We start from the raw sequence: 21,389 nt of genomic DNA, 5'->3' as shown, positions 1-21,389 counted from the left end.
AATTTAACACCCTGCACTCTTTTAAATCTAATCTAATTACCATTAACGCTCTTAATTAGAACGAGTTTTAATGAATCGTAAAGAAGTAATCAGCTCTATTTCTTAAATGCCTGACCAGCAGGCTTAAGTGCTACAAATAGTATCGAAATATCGTTGATTAAATGCTTGAGGCTCAACATTAATTGCTATTGTTTGTTTTGGTCTAGTAGCCCACTCATCAATTGGAAAAACTCGGTCTGAACTTTTAAACAAAGTGTGACCTTTTGCAGGCCCATCAGTTATGACTCTTATACGCCCTTGCGTAGTTGTAAATATTTCCGGTGCAACCAAGTACATAATTGCCGAAGAGTCATGTACATAAAACCCATCTAAACCAAGGTCATCATTGTAGAAATTTGCGTAAAACCGTGTAATGTCATAGATAAATTGACCATACTTTACACTGCTAGTCCGCATTATCTCTAAATACGCATTTGACATAAAAGTTTGCTGTGTAACATCTAACCCAATCATGGTGACTGGCCAATCCGCATTGATAACAATATCAGCAGCCAAAGGATCTCCATATACATTTGCTTCAGCAAATGGTGTCAGGTTGCCTGTGTGACCGTTGTGCCCAAAGGCACCTCCCATGATAATGACCTCTTTCACCAACCCACAGATTTCAGGCGACTTTTGAATTGCCAGAGCTAAATTTGTGAGTCTACCCACTGCAACTAACGTGATTTCTCCTGGCTGATTTTTAATTGTTTCGATAAGGTAGTCATGTGCAATAAGCGGTGATATCTGCGTGTTTATAACTTTGGGTATTTCAATATTTCCCAGCCCATTCTCACCATGTACGAGGGTGGCGGGCTCTGTTTTCACTTGATCTAGCGGTATGTTAACCCCTTTAGCAACCTCAGCAGACATACCAAACTTTTGTTTTAAATAAAGCGCATTGTGCGTTGTGTTCTCTATGCTTGCATTGCCAAAAGTAGTGGTAATACCAACTACTTCAATATCTTTACACGCATGAGCGAAAAGCAATGCCATCGCGTCGTCAATACCAGGATCTGTATCAAATATTATTTTTTTCATTTCACTCCCTATAATTTTGGAACGATACAAATAAAACATAATACAATACAGGTAAGCATTTAACTAACAATTAACCGAGTTTACACCAGAAAATAAATCTCGTTGGCCCCGATTACCTGTAGAGTGTTGATAACCCAACTGCAGTAAGCACTCCTGAGATCCATATTTAATTAACTATCTCAGCTAGATTTTAAAGATATAGCCATACTCTCAGAATTGAGCTTGAGATTTAATGTGATCTAAAAATGTGGTACTTGATGAACATTTTGTGTTAACGATGAAAGAGCATCTCAAAAGCTAACTGTGGCTTATAAATGGCTTAGCCTCACCTTAGAATCATTTCTGAATGTACCTATAGGCTTTTTATCCATACGCAGTTCCCCCTCATTTCAAATTGTGCACTCAAAATACTACTTTAGTGCAAGACACTAATTTATAAAAACTTATTAGATAAAACCTGAGGCTTTTGTATGACTTTACAAAGCATCTTAAATTGAAATGTGCAAATACTGTGAAAGTTGCAGTTGGCGCTTTGCGGTTGTGGCGATTTTAAGCTAAGTTCCTTTAACAGGCTTAAAATAGCAAACCTTTTGAAAAAAAGGGACGCAAAGCTTCCGGTCTAAGGTGAAAACTAAGATAGCGGGGTTGCTGAATGCCAACGTTTATATTGCTCAAAATGTGCATACGGTTTTTTGTATGCGCATTGTGTGATCTATCGGTATTCACGCCGTTGGCATGTCATGCCATAACTCCAACCTTTGGTATTACCTTATACCTGATTATTGCGTTTGTTATTACCGCCTGTGAGCTCTGGTCGTTCGACTATTTAGCGAAGAACAGCAGGGAATAACATGTCAATTGGCAATGTTTCGGGGAATTTTCATGAGACAACACAGATACAATAGCAAGCAGCTCAGTTTTTTAAAAACTGGCCTCTGTTTGATGGTTTTGGGGCACTCGATACACGGCTCAGCCGCACAATGCGAATTCAATGTGAAAAATGAATGGCAAAGTGGTTATACAGCTGAAGTCACCGTGTATAACAATACTAACTCGGTTATAAACGGCTGGGAAGTTGGGTTAGAGTTTAACCAAGGCGAATCAATTAATAATGCATGGCGCGCCCAATTGAGTGGCAATGGCCCATATCAATTTAGCAACCTCAACTGGAATAGCACTATTCAGCCGGGCTCATCCAAAGCGTTTGGTTTTAACGTCCAAAAGAGTAATGGACAAGTCGCTAATGCACCAAGATTATTTGGTATTTGCGAGGGCAGCGCACAAAATGATGGCGTCAAGGTTGTGGCATCAGCGTCCGAAAACCAAGGCACAGCACCCACAACTATCAACTTTACCAGCGAAACGGCAAATTTACCGTCAGATAATGTCAGTTATCGCTGGGATTTTGGCGATGGACATAGCTCCAATGACATAAATCCGCAGCATATTTTTGAGCAAGCTGGGGCCTACTCTGTTTTGTTGACCATCAATGATGGAACGAATGATTATCCAGCAGCCCCAATACAAGTTACCATTAGTGAAGCTCAACCTGAATCTGCACAATGTGCTTTTGAAGTTGAACAAGAGTGGATCTCTGGGTTTCGTGGCAAAGTCACCATTACCAACACTGAAGAGATTGCCATCTCTGACTGGAAAGTACTCATGGCATTCGCCGACAACACCAAATTGACGGGCGTATGGCATGCTAGGCACAGTGGCAATAACCCTTATGAAATCATCAATGAAAATTACAATCGCACCATAAACCCGGGCCAGAGTTTAGATTTTGGTTTCAATGCACAAAAAGCACAAGAAAATGACGCACCAACAACGCCTTCCCTTGGCGGTTTATGTTCGTTAGACGGTGGCATTAATCACGCACCCTCGGCGATTGCATCAGCCTCTATCACATCTGGTGACTACCCACTAACGATTAACTTTAATGGTGATGAATCTTCTGATTTAGACGGTGATACGCTCACATTTAACTGGGATTTTGGCAACGGACAGACTTCAAGCGAACCAAACCCTGCTTATATTTATGAAGAAGCAGGCACATTTACCGTCACATTAACGGTCAACGACGGCGTTATAAGCACAATCAGTGACCCAATCACGATTCAGGTTTCAGTACCAGAAGCGCCCCCCATCAGTGCACCATTTGTGTTAGACCCTCAAAGCTCTCACCTTTACTTCGTGTCGACCAAAAAACAGCACCTCGTAGAATCACATACGTTTAACAACATCAGCGGCAGCATTACACCAGAAGGGGTAGCAAGACTGGCTATTGATCTCAGCAGTGTAAATACCGCTAATGCCACCCGAGATGGCAGAATGAAAGAGTTTTTATTTGATACAGAATCATTCCCAACCGCCGAAGCCTTGCTTGCGATCGACTATGCCGCACTCGTTGCACTTCCCATTGGTAGCACGGAAAAGCAATCCATCTCAGCCACACTCAACCTCACTGGCGTTATAAAAGAAGTAAACGCGGATGTTGTTGTTCAACGTCTTGCAAACAATAAAATTATGGTGCAAAGCCTAACGCCAATTGTGCTAACCGCCACAGACTTTGGCTTAGAATCTGGCATTGAAACACTCAGAACATTGGCAAACTTATCGGTGATCAGTTACGCAGTGCCCGTGAGTTTTAACCTTGTTTTTGAAGCGCAGCAATAGGAGGGAGAGAAGATGAAACGCAATAATTTAACACGCTTTTTTACCTTGACTGATAATTGGCCGTGCACGCCTAAAATCGCTAAGTTCGCTGCCTGTTTAAGCCTACTAACCAGTGCCTCTTTTGTTCACGCTGCACAGTGCTCTTTCACAATTCCAGACAATTGGAACAATGGCTTTAAAACCGAGATCGTCATTGAAAATCAGTCAGACCATAACATTAATGATTGGTCCATCGAGCTTACATGGGATCAAGGTATTTCACTGCAAAACAGCTGGAACGGCAATTTCAACTGCCATGATACAGGCTGTACCATTTCGTCAAAAAGCCATACCATACACGCCAATCAGTCATTTGGTTTAGGCTTTGTCGCCAATAAAAATGGCTTAACTGGTGATGTCACCATGACTTTAAGTGGTGATATTTGCACAAATTCAGAGCCCACTACGCCACCGGATGATGTAACTGAAACGGGTTTATGGCAACTCGATAGCACCATGTCTTTACTGAGTTATGTATCAGTAAAAAAAGATCACGTTGCTGAGTTAAATCAGTTTGTTGCACAAAATAATGATACCCCCGCCCTGTCTGGCAGTATCGATGCAGACGGCCAAGTTAAACTCGCAATCGATCTGAGTACCATTTCCACTGGTGTTGATATCAGAAACAGTCGAATTTTAGACTTACTTTTTGAAACGGATTTAATGCCCGTTGCTTATTTCAGTACACAAATAGACAATGCGCTTTTGAGCGATATGGAAATTGGCCAACCGGTTATTCAAAATGTGACTGGTGAAATAAGCTTACACGGTGTTAATCATCAGATGACACTTGATGTGTTGGTTGTCAAACTTGCTACCGGTAAAGTAAATGTCAGCTCACTTTCACCCATGATCATCGACAGTAAAAGCTTTGAAATGGATTATGGTATAGAAGCTTTACGCGTAGTCGCCAATCTCTCAAGTATTGGTGAATCTGTACCTGTCTACTTTAACCTTACTTATTTATCTACTGAGCAAGACAGTTTTGAACCGGTTGCAATGGCCGACAAACCCGCGGCCCCGACAGAGCTCAGTGCAAGTGTGCTGTCAATCGATGCCAAAGCGCAATTGAACTGGCGTGATAACAGCAATAACGAAACCGACTATCTGGTTCGCTTTAAAAGTTTAGATGGTCGTTGGCAAACTGCCGCTGAGCTTGCATCAAACTCGAGCTTCTATGAGTCTGGGTTACCTGAGTCAGGCGAATTTGATTATAAAATCATTGCGCTCAATAATTCAGTTCCCTCAGAGCCAAGTAATATTGAACGAATTGTCGTTACCCAAACAGATCCGATTGCCAGAGGTATGCAACTATACCAAACAGGGTGTGCTGGTTGTCATGGTTCAGAAGCGGGCGGCTTAGGATCATTCCCTGCGCTTGATACTGAGCGAGACATACAAACCATGATTGACACCATTGTCACCACCATGCCGTATGGCACACCAAGTGCGTGTGATGAGCAATGTGCAACAGATATCGCGGCATATTTGCAAACACTTTGGCCCGCCCCTTTGACCTGTGATATCGGGGTTGCACCTGTGGCATATGGGGCAAGACAGTTGAAGATCTTAACGCAAACTGAGTACCAAAATACGGTCGAAGACTTGCTAGGTGTGAATTTTAAAGTTTCGGACGGACTATCGCCTGATTCTCAAATTGGCTTTTTCATCAACAATACCCACGCCAGCGTACAGCCTTCTAACTACAGTAATTACTTGTTGGTGGCTGAAGAGCTTTCACAATGGGCCGCTGAGAATGACTTTTCACCTGCTCTAAAATGCGATGCAGTGAACGAAGACTGTGCAAATCGCTTAGTGGATGAACTTGCACCGCAAATTTTCCGCCGTCCATTAACACAAGATGAGTCGCAAAACTACAAATTGATAGCCACTGGCTTTTTCAACAATGGAGATATTGAAGCGGGCATGACGCTCGCTTTAGAGGGGCTACTGTCTTCACCGCAGTTTATTTATCGCCATGAATTAGGTGAACCAAATCCTGACAACGCAGAGCTAGATGCGGATGCTTTCGAGTTGACCTCGTGGGAAATGGCCACCTTTTTGTCATACACATTCACTGGCTCAACACCTGATCAGCAACTCTGGCAAGCAGCAGCTCGTGATGAGCTGCGTGATGAAGCCAATATCTTCGTGCACGCAAATAGACTTGCAGAGAGCTCAAAGTCTGTACTTGGTGACTTTGTTGGCAGTTGGCTTGGCACAGGTAATTTAGAGGTGGCAACCAAAGATCAAAACATCTACCCGGGTTTTGCACAACTGGTCCCCGCCATGAAGGCAGAAATAAACGAAACCTTCTCGTACATCATGACCCAACCTGATGAGCGTTTCAGCTCGCTGTATACTGCAAACTTCACGTTCGTCAATCAGTTACTTGCCGAGCACTACAATATTGCAGGAGTCACTGGCGAAGAGTTACAAAAAGTCGATACGACTGACCGCGGTGGTATATTGGCCAATGGCGCATTTATGGCGCGTTGGGCTGAGGTTGCTGAATCACACCCGATTTTGCGCTCAGTGCGCGTTCGCCGCCGTATGTTGTGCCAAGATCAACCCGATCCACCAGCTGGCACCTTTGAAGCCAGAGAACAAAGACTGGCTGAACTGTCTGATATGCTGCAAGACCCAGCAACCACTAACAAGCTTAAGTATCACAGCTTAACTGAAGGCCAACCTTGTTCGGCTTGTCACGAAAAGTATATCAACCCGATGGGATTCGGCATGGAAGACTTTGACGCAGTGGGCAAAATCAGAAGTGCGGACAACAATGGCAATACCATAGATGCTACAGGTACCCTATTCGCTCCTGAAAAATACGCAGAAGTCAGTGAATCCATTCCCTTCAATGGCGCTAAACAATTAGGTACTGTGATCGCGGATCTATCCTCCGCTCAAAGCTGTTTACCACAGCAAATGTTCCGCTACGTCATGGGTGTTGGTCATGACTCACTCGATCCAACCAACGAAGAAGGTAGACGCCTATCTGAAACAGAAAAAGTCGGTTATATGTGCGAAATAGACACCTTGACAGATGCCATGATGCAAAACAGCCCAAGAGCCATGTTAGAGAAGTTTGGTTCATTAAAATCTGTCCGTTATCGTAAAGCTTGGTCCAGAAATGAATAGTGCGGGTCACAATACAGAAGGTTAATAAAATGAAAGACGAACATTTAAATAACATGATGATGTCGCGCCGTAGGCTATTAAAAGTGTTTATGGCCTCGGGGATTTCTACAGCCCTGATCCGCACTTCGCCATTAGTATCGGGCCTGTTATATGCCAGAGATGCAGATGCGCAAAGCGCTGGGCTGCCAAATAAAACCGTGTCGATCTATATACCTGGAGGGTCCATATCTTCGCTTTGGAACCCAACAGGTAGCGGTGAAAGCATGCAGCTAGGCGTGATGTCCGCAGGGTATGAACCGGTTAAAACCGAATGTAACTTTATGGTCAATATGTCACATTCCAACGCGGGCCACGGTCGTATGCCAATCTTGCTGGCTCAAAATTGGGGCAGCGACAGCTATGACGTAACTATGGGTAATGCACTTGGCCCTAACTTACCATTTCGCTACCTCAATTTGGGTGTGCACAGCAATGGTCAAGGACAATTAACCAAAGACAATCGCAATCACTTGCCGTTCCAAGAAAATCCATTCACCGTATTTAAAATGGTGTTTGGCAGTGCACAGGGCAGCAATAGCAAAACACCTATCATGAATGCGCACATGTCAGCAGCCAATGCAATTAAAAACCGATTAGCAGGTTATGAAGTGCAAAGGATGAATGACCACCTTGATGCGATTTCAGACACTCAGCGCCGCTTAGACGATCTCTACGGCGGTGTGTCTTGCGGTATCGCGCCGGATAATACGGAGTTTCCTCTGACCTTTGATACCTTCAGCCAACAAGCTCGTTTGCAAGCAGACATTGCCGTAGCGGCCTTACAATGCAACCTAACTAGCTCTGTATCATTGGCCTTTGGTAATCACCAAGCAGAGTTCCGTATACCTGAGTTGAATTTCCAAGGGCACTATCACAATGCAATTCACGGCGGGAGCAACGGCCAACCAAACTACCCTTATTACACTGAGATGCGAAGCCACTTAGGTAGCTTAAGCGCGTATTTGATCCAAAAGCTAAAAGCAGCAGGTATACTAGATAGCACCGTCGTACTAGAGACATCGGACATGGGACATGCAGATAAGCATTCTGCAAATCCTTGCTCTTACCTCATTGCCGGTGGCGGCGCACGTATTAATCGCGGCGTAGTCAGTAACATGGGCTCAGGTTATAACCAACATGATGTGCTGCACACGGCTGCTAAAGCCTGTGGTGTCGACCTTGGGTTTGGTAAGGAAATCCCAGGGATTATTGTGTAGGAGAAAAATGCCTCATAAGCCCCTTTAATTAGGGGCTTTCATTACTTTATAGGCACTGGCATTACAATATCGACCTACAACTTGGTAGATAGCCAAATCGCAAATTTTGTTGAATATTTAACAATGAATTTAATTGGGAAATATATCATGGCAGAGGAACCATTCAGTGAACCCAAATCATGATGCTGCTCCTCGTCAGCTTTAATACTTAAGACCGCTTTATGCGCATTTAAGTCATGCTGAGCCAGAAAGTTTAACTGCCACTCGAGATGGTGCAGAACTGTTGACTCTACAGCTTCTGTACATACCCAAATCGCTTTACGTCCTAAAAGTGCGGTAATAAAGCCTAAAACATATCCACCTAGTGACCAAAGCCAAAGTGCATGACAGTGTCTAACTTGATTAGACACAAGCCAGTAATTGAAGGTGTCGAAATGTTCTTTTTCATGCTCTAGCATTTCATCAAGCTGCACAACCATGTCTTTATAAAAAAAGCGGGCGATAAACCTTTGTGATTTATATATGCAAATAGCACCACGCTCACCAGCATGATCAACTCGGATTATTCTTTCAACTTCTTTTATTGATATATCAGCTATCTCTATGAACTTATAACACTCGAAAAAAGGGTTGGTTAGTTAAGCAAAGTTATAACCGATAAACGACTTTTTATATTTTGGGGTCTTCAAATTTAATGCCTTTGATACTGAGTGACTCTAACAGTTTTTTAAGCGACTCTGTTGCAAATAGCCAAATTGGTTTCCCATCTGGCTTTCTTGGTACTTTAAAAAGAAATATTGAGTCAAAGTTTATAGGCTTGAACACAATGGGATATATTGAAACCATATAGCCATCTAAATAATTACAACCACTTGCTTCGTAATCAATCGCGTCGATAACAACTGAAGTGTCAAAATAAAAATACTTTTTTTTAAGTATATACATTCAATCCATTGCCCTGAACCACATAACGGTTCATACAAAGCAAGATATAGCCTCTCGCTAACAAGTATGCCACCAGAGTAGAAATAAGGAACTACATCAACATTCAGTTCGTGCTTCCCTTGCGCTTTTAATTCAAAAACTTGCCCTTTTTTATATAACTTTTTACCTCTACAAATATCAAGAAATTCATTTAATTGTGAATCACAAATGGTTAAGCGAGCGGCTTCTGACTCATAGGAAATTTGAAAGATATGCTGTGTTCCATTAAAGTATAGCATCCAAAAATGAGCAGGTAATGCTTGGGGAAATTAATAATATACGAGCTAATTCAAGCTCTACTAGCCTATATATTAACGTGACTTTTAGATGTTCACCAGCGTCCACATAAAACAAACATAAAACCAGACAAACACTTTTATAAAACACCCATGAATTTGTGTCTGCCCAGTCGAAAGTATTTTCAAAGTCTAATGGAGCTACATTTTTCGCTTTTTAAATCGATAAGCAAATCGGTCTTGTAAACCTACAAAATCCCCCCAAGGCTTAGTGTGGTCGTCTTGCTTATTTCTTAATACTTTGGTTTCACCATCAAACACAAAACCCGCTTTTTCCATTTCAGCTTTAACGAAGTTCTCTCCAATCCGATGCAGATCACCTATATTAGCCAGCCCTGAATCAGGTTTTGCAGCGTTATCTAATATAATCACACTACCACCAGGCTTTAATGCTGCTTTTAAATTAGCTAATAGCTCATCACTCATTTCGTTATTCAGATACATATCATGCAATACAAAAAAAATGATAATTGCATCTAATTTATCGGATTGGATTTTGTTCTCAGTAAGCACCTTTCCATGTTCATTTAAAGAGTGCTCTCTAAGAGAAATAACATTTGGAAGTCTATTGTTTTCAAGACGCTCTTTTTTATACAGAAAGTGTGCGTAGACTTTACCTGAATTACCTACTAGAAATGACAATAGCTCAGTTGTATATCCGCCCCCAGCGCCAAGCTCAAGGACTTTATCGCCAGCTTTTATTTGGGTAAAAGGAAGAATATCTAGTGGTTTTCGCTTCTCATCGTAAGCGAAGTCACTTTTTAGCCTCTCTGGGTTGTTAACCACACCCTCATATACATTGCTCGCATTAACTTGAAAAGATAATGAAGCACCTAACATAATGAGTGATACAATGTTGAATAGCTTAACCTTACTTATTTTCATTTATTATTCCTTATTTTTTTATTTCGTAAGACAGTAATTAACAATCACTTATATCTATACTTTAACAAAGTGCCAGTAAGCGTCAAACAAATAACACCCTCGCATATTTTCCCTGTCTTTTTATTCAATAAATACACAACTCTTTTCTTAGAGGATTATTACCAACACTCTCCTGAAAATAACCCCAGAGGACCAAGCACAGGCGGTAAAAAGGTCATGCGTGGTGGGATGTTTTTACACGTCAGGAACTAGACGAACTCAATGTAGCCTATAGAGCAAGCGGCTTTAGATGTGCCTTACATCAAACACAACCTCTTTAACTTAAAAACGATTAAACCTTTAAACCTCATACTTTATAACGATTCACTTTCTCCTTTACCCTGTCCCTGATATGCTAGCGCATAAATTAATCATACTAAGGATAAGTAATTAATGATTAAAACTTGCTTTGCAAAAACCGCTTCTAATTTTCAGCCCTATCGTACTAAAAAACTCATGCTCGTTCCTTTCGCGAGCATATTGCTGAGTGGCTGTGAAGACCTTGGCCAGCGCATCGATAAAATCACGGGAGAGCAAGACAAACAAGTTCAAGCCTTGATTACGCGCACCAAAGCCCAGATGATTTTTGTTGAAGGCGGCAGCTTCATGATGGGAGATGGCGGTGGGCCCGACGATTTGCCTTGGACCATCGCGACAGATAACAAACCCGCACACAAGGTCACATTAACCAGCTACTCTATGGGTGCTTATGAAGTCAGTTATGGCGATTTTGATTTATACACTGCGGTGCATAATCTACCAAAAGCAGTATGGGACGAATGGGATAGAAAAGAAATCTGGCGAGGGCCCGAATATCCAGCTGGCGTGAGCTGGTACGGCGCAAAAAACTACTGCTTATGGATCGCGAAACTCACTGACTTACCCTTTGACTTACCCACTGAAGCACAGTGGGAGTATGCTGCACGCAACAAAGGCGAAAACCTATTTTTTGCTACTAATAACGGACAATTAGAATTGGGAATAAATTTCTCTCCTGCAACAAGTCCTGCAAGCTTTTATATTAGCGGTACTTACCCACCTAACCCGCTTGGCTTCTATGATTTGAGTGGCAATCTGAGCGAATGGGTAAACGACTGGTGGGCAGAAGATTATTACCAACACTCTCCTGAACATAACCCCACAGGACCAAGCACTGGCGAGAAAAAAGTCATGCGTGGTGGGATGTTTTTAGAATCTCCCGGAGCAAGTAATGTGTATATTCGCCAAGAGTCTGATGAACTCGATATTGCCTATCGAGCAACTGGATTTAGGTGCGCCTTACATCAATCACAACCTCTTTAATCTAAAAATGTCTGAACCTCATACTTTATAACGATTCACTTTCTCCTTTACCCTGTCCCTGATATGCTAGTGCATAAATTAATCATACTAAGGATAAGTAATTCATGATTAAAAAAGTCTTCGACAAAACCGCTTCAGATTTACTGCCCTATCGTACTAAAAAACTCATACTCGTACCTTTCGCAAGCATATTGCTGAGTGGCTGTGATGAGATTGCTCAGCGCATCGATAAAATCACAGGGGAGCAAGACAAACAAGTTCGGGCCTTGATTGCGCGCACCAAAGCCCAGATGATTTTTGTTGAAGGCGGCAGCTTCATGATGGGAGATGGCGGTGGGCCCGACGATTTGCCTTGGACCATCGCGACTGATAACAAACCCGCACACAAGGTCACATTAACCAGCTACTCTATGGGTGCTTATGAAGTCAGTTATGGCGATTTTGATTTATACACTGCGGTACATAACCAGCCAAAAGTGATGTGGAACGAATGGGATAGAAAAGAAATCTGGCGAGGCCCCAAATACCCAGCCGGCGTGAGCTGGTATGGCGCAAAGAACTACTGCCTGTGGTTAGCTAAGCTTACAAATTTACCCTTTGACTTACCCACTGAAGCACAGTGGGAGTTTGCTGCACGTAACCGAGGCGAAAACCTGTTTTTTGCAACAGATAATGGAGAAATTAATGAAGGTCGAAATTACGAATTGAATACAGACTACGCTGAACCTTCTGGTACCTACCCTCCAAGCCCGCTTGGCTTTTATGATTTGAGTGGCAATATGATCGAGTGGGTTAACGACTGGTGGGCTGAGGATTATTACCAATACTCTCCTGAACATAACCCCAAAGGACCCAACACAGGCGATAAAAAGGTCATGCGAGGCGGAATGTTTTTAGAATCGCCAAGAGGCAGTAATGTTTTTACACGTCAGGAACTAGACGAACTCAATGTAGCCTACAGAGCAAGCGGCTTTAGATGTGCCTTGAATCAATCACAACCTCTTTAATTTAAAAACGACTAAACCTTTAAACCTAATACTTTATAACTATTCACTTTCTCCTTTACCCTGTCCCTGATATGCTAGCGCATAAATTAATCATACTAAGGATAAGTGATTAATGATTAAAAAAGTCTTCGACAAAACCGCTTTTAATTTACAACCCTATCGGACTAAACAACTCATACTTGTTCCTCTGGCCAGCATGCTGCTGGGTGGGTGTGATGAGATTGGCCAGCGCATCGATAAAATCACAGGGGAGCAAGACAAACAAGTTCAAGCCTTGATTACGCGCACCAAAGCCCAGATGATTTTTGTTGAAGGCGGTAGCTTCATGATGGGAGATGGCGGTGGGCCCGACGATTTGCCTTGGACCATCGCGACTGATAACAAACCCGCACACAAGGTCACATTAACCAGCTACTCTATGGGTGCTTATGAAGTCAGTTATGGGGATTTTGATTTATACACTGCGGTAAATAATCTCCCAAAAGCAGTATGGGGCGAATGGGATAGAAAAGAAATCTGGCGAGGCCCCGAATACCCAGCAGGCGTGAGCTGGTATGGCGCAAAAAACTACTGTCTGTGGTTAGCTAAGCTTACAAATTTACCCTTTGATTTACCGACTGAAGCACAATGGGAATTTGCCGCACGTAACCGAGGGGAGAATATGCCTTTTGCCACTGATACAGGAGTACTAGACCTTGGTGTTAACTTTTCACCTTCGGTTAGCGATGAAAGCTCTGCAATTAGTGGCACGTACCCACCTAACCCGCTTGGCTTTTATGATTTAAGTGGAAATCTCATCGAATGGGTAAACGATTGGTGGGCAGAGGACTACTATCAAAACTCTCCCGAACACAATCCAAAAGGGCCTAGCACTGGCAGTCAAAAAGTTATGCGGGGCGGCATGTTTATTGAGTCACCAAATGGGAGTAATGTATACACACGTCAAGAGTCTGAAGAGCTAGATATTGCCTATCGCGTCACAGGGTTTAGGTGTGCTCTGAATAAATCACTACCACTTTAATCTAAAAATGTCTGAACCTCATACTTTATAACTATTCACTTTCTCCTTTACCCTGTCCCTGATATGCTAGCGCATAAATTAATCATACTAAGGATAAGTAATTAATGATTAAAATCTGCTTTGCAAAAACCGCTTCTAATTTTCAGCCCTATCGTACTAAACAACTCATACTCGTTCCTCTGGCCAGCATGTTGCTGGGTGGCTGTGAGGATCTTGGCCAGCGCATCGACAAAATCACGGGAGAGCAAGACAAACAAGTTCAGGCCTTGATTGCGCGCACCAAAGCCCAGATGATTTTTGTTGAAGGCGGCAGCTTCATGATGGGAGATGGCGGTGGGCCCGACGATTTGCCTTGGACCATCGCGACTGATAACAAACCCGCACACAAGGTCACATTAACCAGCTACTCTATGGGTGCTTATGAAGTCAGTTATGGCGATTTTGATTTATACACTGCAGTAAATAATCAGCCAAAAGTAATGTGGAACGAATGGGATAAAAAAGAAATCTGGCGAGGCCCCAAATACCCAGCCGGCGTGAGCTGGTATGGCGCAAAGAACTACTGCCTGTGGTTAGCTAAGCTTACAAATTTACCCTTTGATTTACCCACTGAAGCACAGTGGGAGTTTGCTGCACGTAACCGAGGGGAGAATATGCCTTTTGCCACTGATACAGGAGTACTAGACCTTGGTGTTAACTTTTCACCTTCGGTTAGCGATGATAGCTCTGCAATCAGCGGGACGTACCCACCGAACCCGCTAGGCTTCTATGATTTAAGTGGCAATATGATCGAGTGGGTTAATGACTGGTGGGCAGAGGATTATTTCCAACATTCTCCTGAACATAACCCCAAAGGACCCAGCACAGGCGATAAAAAGGTCATGCGAGGCGGAATGTTTTTAGAATCGCCAAGAGGCAGTAATGTTTTTACACGTCAGGAACTAGACGAACTCAATGTAGCCTACAGAGCAAGCGGCTTTAGATGTGCCTTGAATCAATCACAACCTCTAGATGGTTAGACACACCTTTAAATTGCTATGCTGTTGCGCTGAATGGTTCTGACTTCACCATTGCTACCTCAACAGAGCCCTCTTTAGCAGATGTAAAAATGGACAGGCACATTTTTGAGGCTCCATTAGCCCCCTCTTTAATTTAAAAAGCCTAAGCCTCAAACCTAATACTTTATAACTATTCACTTTCTCCTTTACCCTGTCCCTGATATGCTAGTGCATAAATTAATCATACTAAGGATAAGTAATTCATGATTAAAAAAGTCTTCGACAAAACCGCTGTTAATTTACAACCCTATCGGACTAAAAAACTCATACTCGTACCTTTCGCAAGCATATTGCTGAGTGGCTGTGAGGATCTTGGCCAGCGCATCGATAAAATCACAGGGGAGCAAGACAAACAAGTTCAAGCCTTGATTACGCGCACTAAAGCCCAAATGATTTTTGTTGAAGGCGGCAGCTTCATGATGGGAGATGGCGGTGGGCCCGACGATTTGCCTTGGACCATCGCGACTGATAACAAACCCGCACACAAGGTCACATTAACCAGCTACTCGATGGGCGCATACGAAGTCAGTTATGGCGATTTTGATTTATACACTGCGGTGCATAACCTACCAAAAGCAGTATGGGGCGAATGGGATAGAAAAGAAATCTGGCGAGGCCCCGAATACCCAGCAGGCGTGAGCTGGTATGGCGCAAAAAACTACTGTCTGTGGTTAGCTAAGCTTACAAATTTACCCTTTGATTTACCGACTGAAGCACAATGGGAATTTGCCGCACGTAACCGAGGGGAGAATATGCCTTTTGCCACTGATACAGGAGTACTAGACCTTGGTGTTAACTTTTCACCTTCGGTTAGCGATGAAAGCTCTGCAATTAGTGGCACGTACCCACCTAACTCGCTTGGCTTTTATGATTTAAGTGGAAATCTCATCGAATGGGTAAACGATTGGTGGGCAGAGGACTACTATCAAAACTCTCCCGAACACAATCCAAAAGGGCCTAGCACTGGCAATCAAAAAGTTATGCGAGGCGGAATGTTTTTAGAATCGCCAAGAGGCAGTAATGTTTTTACACGTCAGGAACTAGACGAACTCAATGTAGCCTACAGAGCAAGCGGCTTTAGATGTGCCTTGAATCAATCACAACCTCTAGATGGTTAGACACACCTTTAAATTACTATGCTGTTGCGCTGAATGGCTCTGACTTCACCATTGCTACCTCAACAGAGCCCTCTTTAGCACTGAATGGCAGCTGGCGCTGCCATGCATCAAACTGGGTCTGTTGAGAAAAATCTAAAATACTATTTAGTTGGTCTAGCCCCTCTTGCTTGGAACAATTTGTCCCCCCTTCCCCCATATGCCGCAGTACCTTGTTGAGTTCATGCCTGCACAATATATGCCTTAATATAACCAAGATGGCATTTTCTCTCTGCTCATTAAACCCTGACCAACTGTAGGAGTCTGTATCAAAATAACTCGCCAGATTACTATTAGCTAAGGCATTTAAAAAAGCACCTTTGGCCTCTGGCGGTGTAAATTTCAGCATTTCTGGATGAGCCACTAACTGATTAGCCAATGTTTTTACTTTAACATGTTGTATTATTTGTTTTCGCCATACCATATCAACTTTTCTGCCTGAGCTATACAAGAACTCCATGGCATTTTTCCCTGTATAAATCTGCAACATAACCGCCTTGTAAAGCACTTCAAACGCCAAAGGCTGAATGAAGCTCAAATAATCATAATCTTCATTTTTCAGCTGGTGATATACAAATTGTACTAATGTTAGCAACTCATCCACACCGACTTCACAGACAAGCTCTCCACCGGCGCCAACGCCCCATACAAGACTGGCTTTTGCTTTGATCTTAAACTTGCCATCTTCGTAGCCAATATAAAAGCCCCATTGTGCGCCTGCGCCTAAAGAGCCTTGCGCTTTGCCACCTATCTTTGCAAGATCACAAAATGCTGGACGCTTTTTCTTTTCTGGATTGTCCCACTGTAAGGCGCCTGCCAATTCACACCCGCCGGATACACCAACAAAAGCTTCTGCACCGCCTTTGACTGGCTCAAACATGCGGTCAGCTTTACGCATTTGCTTTTTCTCCTGCTCACTTAGACCGTTCACCATCATTTTGCCTTGCTTGAGCGAACAGCCCAAATTCACTGATGCTTGTAATTTTGCCCCAGCATAGCCAAACACGGATACGGTTGCACCTAGCCTCATCGCCCCCAAATTAACTTCGCGCTCTTGGGTGCTGTTTTTGAGCGGCATCATAAATGTCATTTCATATCCGCGCTTACTGGGTAAATAGCCACTGAGCTCCGCTTTTGCCTCCCCACGGCAAAGTCTGATTTAAAATCGCCTTGCAAAGCAAACACGCCATCTTTGGGATTAAATGCTGCGGCAATGCTGGCACCATGTGTATAGCGCATCAACCTTGCTTCTGCGCTCGCATCAAAATAATCGCTTTTTTCAAACCCTTTTATACTGAGGTTTTTGTTTAACTCTTTAGCCCAATCGCCCCACACTGCGGTATAGTCATCGAGTAGCTTGTGATCAAACTTAAAACTGGTCTTTAACTTACTTAAGTCATTCTTTAGGGCTTGAGCGAGTTTATCTTTATCAAGCTCTCCTTTGTCATTGCTAAAACGTCGGCCATCGCGAATATCGGTTTTAATTTTATATTTTCGAGTGTGGTTCGCGACTTTATCACTGCGTACATAGGTATATTTATTACCTTTATACCCTATCACTTCTGTGATGCTATTTGCGCTTGGCCCGCTCACTAAAGGCTTTAATGCACTGTTGAGCTCATCTTTGGCTTTAACCAGACTTTCGCTTGGCCCTTGACCAACAACATCTTGACTCTGCCCAGCGATACACTGCTTTAAATTTTCAATTAAGGGGTTAAGCTCGGCTCTTTGCGCATCTAAAATATCCGCCAGTGACTGGGTGACAGCAACAAAACTATGATCCGCAGGGATATAAATAATATCTACAATTTGTTGCTGCTCATTTGACTCAACAACCGAAAATTGAATGCGATGACTTGCGCCATCCGCATTGGCGGTGAGCTGATACTCGCCCTCAATAAGCGGCAAGGCAAGCGTGTACTCATACCCCGTATCAGGCTGATACTCACCATCAACGCGTTCTAACTCTGCGTGCATAGTTCCGGATGTTGGCCCTTGCCAACTAACTTCAACAGAACGACTGTTATAAAACTGACCTTTAACTAGCACATCATAGCCAGTATGTACTTTTATGGTGTCACCGGGTTTAGGTGGCTTTTTAGCGGTAATTTGTGGGTAGTTAAAGCCATATATTCGGCCAGTGTCGAGTGTCCCTGTGTACAGGTCCACCACACTTTCAACGGTTTCACCGGGTCGCATCACATGGTGCGCAAAACGCTTTTTAGTTTGCGCGCTTTGCTTTAAAACCAAGGTTTGCGCGTCTTTTGGCTGACTGATGATCACCGAGGGGGCAATGGTATCTGCATTTTTCGGCTGATTTTCAATGTGCTCTTTTGGCAGTGCGCCAGCGGCGACCGCCGCAGCATCTGATTTAAACATCGCGCTTGTCGGCTTGGCCGGCGCACCTGTTACAGCTTGGGTGGATACGCTCACGGGCGTTTTTTTAATAAACGCATACGTATCCGCTGATTGACTTTGTAACGCGGTACTAATTCGCTGTGTGCTGTTTTTATTAGCACAATACAACTGTTTGTCTGCGTGCAAATCAAATCCGGTATGCCAGTACCTTGCTGAACTTACCGGTACACGTATGTAGTTTGAATAGTGTGGCTTAAGCCCAGTTAAAATATCGCTGGGTACACCTCGCATGGGTAATTCACAATAAGGGGTTGGCGGCGTAGGTTCGGCGCACAATACTGGGTTGTCTTGCGCTGGTAAAAAGGGGGATAAATGTTGCTTGTCTTGTTCGAGTTGCCCCAAAAAGTGCTTCTGTTTTAACAACGTCATAAAAATGCTTCCTTGTAAATTTGCTGCCAAAAAACCTATATGGCTTGGCAGTGTAAAGCACAAAAAAACCTTTTCATAGAGAGGCAACGAGGGCAAAAACACCGACAATTTGCCCCTTTGCAATAATTGTTCAAACCCACGCTTCCCTACTACTTAATTCGTAAGGCCCGCACACCTTGTTACGCAGGTTTGTTAACCTTTAAGGTGCAACAATCTTTTTAAATATTATTTGCTTGCGCTTGTCTCAGCTCATGATTTAGCTGCTCAAAACCAATTTCACTGATTTTTAATACCAAGCTTTGACGCTTAACACTTAACTGCGAAACATGGCGAGAGATCACATCATATACGCGCCACTGACCTTGCGTATCTTGTTTAAACTTAAAGATCAGTTGCGAGTGTTCGCGATTGGGCTTATTTATATCAATGGCCGCCTCTGCAAACTTTCGGCCCTGATTAGTGTGTAAAGACTGCAACGACACATCAGCGCCTCTATAATCCACCAGCACTTGGGCATACATATTTACCAGTTGTGACTCAATCAGCCTTGTAAACTCAGCGGTTTGCTGTCTATCTAAACCGCGAACATGCTTACCTAGTAATTTTAAAGAAGAAAACTCCAAGTCTAAATGCGGTGCAAGCTGTGCGATTACGACTTGCATGGCAAACGTATCTCGTTCGTTGACAGGTAACAGAGCCAGTTGCTCAGTGGCTTGTTTAAACTGTAAGCTCAAATCTTGTGCTAATACATCTAGCTGACTCGCAGGTTGATTATCACTTTGACTGTGTGCAGAAAAACTTAGGCCGAATATCAATACTGCCACTAAGGCAAATGCTGAAAACCAAGTGCGCATTGTGTTGCTCTCTTTTGTTAAGGTGCGATTAAGGTAAGTGTACACCTCCTTTACAGTTAAAAAAGTCAACAAAATAGCAATTGATTGATGCCTATAATGCACAAATTAAAAATTAATAGAAAAACCAGATACTTATATTAATGATGCCATATTAGCACCAATAAATTGCTTTTTAGTTTCTGTTTAGACGCAAAAATACCGCGCACAATAACGCAAATTCTCTATTGAACCACGCGTTATGAAACACTTATCAGGCTTACTTTTATCTTTGGTTATGTCGGGATCAGCCTTGGCTAGCTCACCTCATGGTTACGGAGTACATTATATTCATGGCGAAGGTGATGTACGGGGCGTAAAGCTTGCTTATCAGTACCATACAAAGTCATGGCTGCCCGACAATTGGCATCATGTTGATATGTATTTTGAGTCAAGCGTCAACTTTTGGCGTTTTGGTGACAGCGGCAAGTACGATCAAAACTTGGTCTTAGCCATGTCTCCGGTGATCCGATACCCGGTCATGACACTCTATAACAGACCTTTGTCTATCGAGTTTGGCATTGGCTTGGCACTACTTGAAGATACTGAGTTTGCAGGAAAAAACGTGAGCACTCATTACCAGTTTGAAGACCGGTTAGGGCTCGTTTACAACTTAGGACAGGCCAATATCGCGATGCGATATATTCATTACTCTAATGCTGGCTTTAAAAGCCCAAACCCGGGATTGGACTTTTTATCTCTTTCTTACTCATCCAAATTTTAAACATAAAAAAGCCACAACCTAGGTTGTGGCTTTTTTTATACATGTTCGATTTTAATCACTGGCCGCTTTTGACACGACGCGGTGAGCAAGCAAGATAAAGTATCTTTTACGGCCTGCGCACTAAACTCAATGAGTTCTATGTCAGGTACTTTGATCTGACCTGATTTCACATCAGCTAGGAGCTTTTGCCCCATAAAGCATAAGTGCTGCTGTGCACAGAGATTATTTGCTAGCCAAGCACCACCAATTGACACAACACCAATGTTTGGCGACTTCTCAAACAACAACTCTTGAGGGATTTCACTAAACCCGTTCAAACAGGCTATGCGGCCACAAAAACGTAAGTGCTCTAAATCTGTCACAAACGAGTCGCCGCCAGAGGTGTTTAAAATACAATCAAATCCCTCTGGGCCAATCTCGCGCTTAATTTGGTCGCACACGTTTTCTGACTCACAGTCAAAAGCAAAATCAGCCCCTAACTTACGCAGTCGTTTATGATGCTCTTTTTGTGCAAAAGCAAAGACTTGTGCGCCCTTTTGCTTTGCGTATTGAATGGCAAAATGCGACACGGCACCCTGTGCGCTATTGATGGCGAGAGAGTCACCCTCTTGTAACTTTAACTTTTCGATGGCGAGTAACGCAGCCATACCAGCATTCGGTAAGATCACAGCCACTTCAGGGCTAATATCGGCTGGCAACTCAGAGACTGCGTGATTAGGTACCACGGCAAACTCTTTTAACATGCCTTTTTGTGCCAAGTTCGCATTAAACAACACTCGGGTGCCCGCTTTTGGAAATACCCCTTTACCAGCTTGGATCACAGTACCAACGGCATCCAACCCTAAAATATGCGGATATTCCCATTGGCTAAACCCATCTCTTGCCATTTTTGCATCTAAGTGATTGAGCGCAACATATTCAATGGCCACAAGTAATTCATTACTGCCCGGCTCAGGCATGGCGTGTTCGCTCATTACTAAGTCAAAGTCGAGCCCGTGCGAACGTAATTCAAGGGCTTTCATCTTAGTGTTTTCAATAGACATA

Annotated in this window: 17 protein-coding genes and 1 riboswitch; of the genes, 9 read left to right on the top strand and 8 right to left on the bottom strand. The window is 43.1% G+C overall.

Annotation, left to right across the window (positions count from 1 at the left end; genetic code table 11):
- Positions 1-123: 123 nt before the first annotated feature.
- Positions 124-1,080, bottom strand: coding sequence for a nucleoside hydrolase (locus S4054249_RS21185; protein WP_046358512.1), 957 nt, complete (start codon positions 1,078-1,080; stop codon positions 124-126).
- Between the two features lie 570 nt (positions 1,081-1,650).
- A riboswitch (cyclic di-GMP riboswitch) is annotated at positions 1,651-1,733 on the top strand.
- Between the two features lie 229 nt (positions 1,734-1,962).
- Here S4054249_RS21185 and S4054249_RS26210 point away from each other — a divergent pair.
- From S4054249_RS26210 to S4054249_RS21170, 3 genes are read left to right on the top strand one after another with little or no spacing between them, the layout of a single operon-like run.
- Positions 1,963-3,759: a cellulose binding domain-containing protein gene (locus S4054249_RS26210; protein ID WP_052961181.1), complete on the top strand. Its 1,797-nt coding sequence runs from the start codon at positions 1,963-1,965 to the stop codon at positions 3,757-3,759.
- Between the two features lie 12 nt (positions 3,760-3,771).
- A complete protein-coding gene (locus tag S4054249_RS21175; RefSeq protein WP_046358513.1) occupies positions 3,772-6,942 on the top strand; it encodes a DUF1592 domain-containing protein in 3,171 nt (1,056 codons plus the stop codon).
- A 29-nt stretch (positions 6,943-6,971) separates the two neighbouring features.
- Positions 6,972-8,198, top strand: coding sequence for a DUF1552 domain-containing protein (locus S4054249_RS21170; RefSeq protein ID WP_052961182.1), 1,227 nt, complete (start codon positions 6,972-6,974; stop codon positions 8,196-8,198).
- A 74-nt stretch (positions 8,199-8,272) separates the two neighbouring features.
- Here the strand turns inward: S4054249_RS21170 and S4054249_RS21165 are convergent, their stop codons facing one another.
- The 3 genes from S4054249_RS21165 to S4054249_RS21155 form a co-directional block, all read right to left on the bottom strand.
- Positions 8,273-8,722 (bottom strand): demethoxyubiquinone hydroxylase family protein, encoded by a 450-nt coding sequence (locus S4054249_RS21165; protein WP_230851953.1) that lies wholly within the window; start codon positions 8,720-8,722, stop codon positions 8,273-8,275.
- A gap of 145 nt (positions 8,723-8,867) precedes the next feature.
- Positions 8,868-9,143 carry a hypothetical protein gene (locus S4054249_RS26390; RefSeq protein ID WP_145925108.1) on the bottom strand — a complete coding sequence of 92 codons (276 nt, stop codon included), beginning with the start codon at positions 9,141-9,143 and terminating at the stop codon, positions 8,868-8,870.
- A 476-nt stretch (positions 9,144-9,619) separates the two neighbouring features.
- Positions 9,620-10,363, bottom strand: coding sequence for a class I SAM-dependent methyltransferase (locus S4054249_RS21155; RefSeq protein ID WP_046358516.1), 744 nt, complete (start codon positions 10,361-10,363; stop codon positions 9,620-9,622).
- 432 nt (positions 10,364-10,795) lie between these two features.
- Here S4054249_RS21155 and S4054249_RS21150 point away from each other — a divergent pair, with 432 nt between their 5' ends.
- The 5 genes from S4054249_RS21150 to S4054249_RS21130 all read left to right on the top strand — a co-directional run bounded on the left by S4054249_RS21150 (position 10,796) and on the right by S4054249_RS21130 (position 15,908).
- Positions 10,796-11,704 (top strand): formylglycine-generating enzyme family protein, encoded by a 909-nt coding sequence (locus tag S4054249_RS21150; protein WP_080928481.1) that lies wholly within the window; start codon positions 10,796-10,798, stop codon positions 11,702-11,704.
- A 104-nt stretch (positions 11,705-11,808) separates the two neighbouring features.
- On the top strand, positions 11,809-12,711 hold the full coding sequence (locus S4054249_RS21145; protein WP_081333501.1) for a formylglycine-generating enzyme family protein: 903 nt from the start codon (positions 11,809-11,811) through the stop codon (positions 12,709-12,711).
- Between the two features lie 112 nt (positions 12,712-12,823).
- Entirely contained in the window at positions 12,824-13,732 is a 909-nt protein-coding gene (locus S4054249_RS21140; protein ID WP_081333500.1) for a formylglycine-generating enzyme family protein, read from the top strand.
- A gap of 104 nt (positions 13,733-13,836) precedes the next feature.
- Positions 13,837-14,751, top strand: a complete 915-nt coding sequence (locus S4054249_RS21135) for a formylglycine-generating enzyme family protein (RefSeq protein ID WP_080928278.1) — start codon at positions 13,837-13,839, stop codon at positions 14,749-14,751.
- Positions 14,752-14,993: 242 nt separating this feature from the next.
- Entirely contained in the window at positions 14,994-15,908 is a 915-nt protein-coding gene (locus S4054249_RS21130; RefSeq protein WP_081333499.1) for a formylglycine-generating enzyme family protein, read from the top strand.
- Positions 15,909-15,924: 16 nt separating this feature from the next.
- Here S4054249_RS21130 and S4054249_RS21125 read toward each other — a convergent pair whose 3' ends face one another.
- From S4054249_RS21125 to S4054249_RS21115, 3 genes are all read right to left on the bottom strand, one after another.
- Entirely contained in the window at positions 15,925-17,034 is a 1,110-nt protein-coding gene (locus tag S4054249_RS21125; RefSeq protein ID WP_052960988.1) for a hypothetical protein, read from the bottom strand.
- Positions 17,031-18,731, bottom strand: a complete 1,701-nt coding sequence (locus tag S4054249_RS21120) for a hypothetical protein (protein WP_052960989.1) — start codon at positions 18,729-18,731, stop codon at positions 17,031-17,033. Before S4054249_RS21120 ends, S4054249_RS21125 begins: the two co-directional genes overlap by 4 nt.
- Positions 18,732-18,949: 218 nt before the next feature.
- Positions 18,950-19,585 (bottom strand): ABC transporter substrate-binding protein, encoded by a 636-nt coding sequence (locus S4054249_RS21115; protein ID WP_046356487.1) that lies wholly within the window; start codon positions 19,583-19,585, stop codon positions 18,950-18,952.
- A 238-nt stretch (positions 19,586-19,823) separates the two neighbouring features.
- Between S4054249_RS21115 and S4054249_RS21110 the strand changes: the two genes are divergently transcribed.
- The gene (locus S4054249_RS21110; protein ID WP_046356488.1) at positions 19,824-20,345 is read left to right on the top strand and encodes an acyloxyacyl hydrolase; all 522 of its coding nucleotides are present in this window, start codon (positions 19,824-19,826) and stop codon (positions 20,343-20,345) included.
- Between the two features lie 35 nt (positions 20,346-20,380).
- Here the strand turns inward: S4054249_RS21110 and S4054249_RS21105 are convergent, their stop codons facing one another.
- On the bottom strand, positions 20,381-21,388 hold the full coding sequence (locus S4054249_RS21105; RefSeq protein ID WP_046356489.1) for a zinc-binding dehydrogenase: 1,008 nt from the start codon (positions 21,386-21,388) through the stop codon (positions 20,381-20,383).
- Between the last annotated feature and the right edge of the window lies 1 nt (position 21,389).

It is taken from the genome of Pseudoalteromonas luteoviolacea, from assembly GCF_001750165.1.
Classification (GTDB): domain Bacteria; phylum Pseudomonadota; class Gammaproteobacteria; order Enterobacterales; family Alteromonadaceae; genus Pseudoalteromonas; species Pseudoalteromonas luteoviolacea_G.
This window is presented reverse-complemented; position numbering and strand designations above follow the sequence as displayed.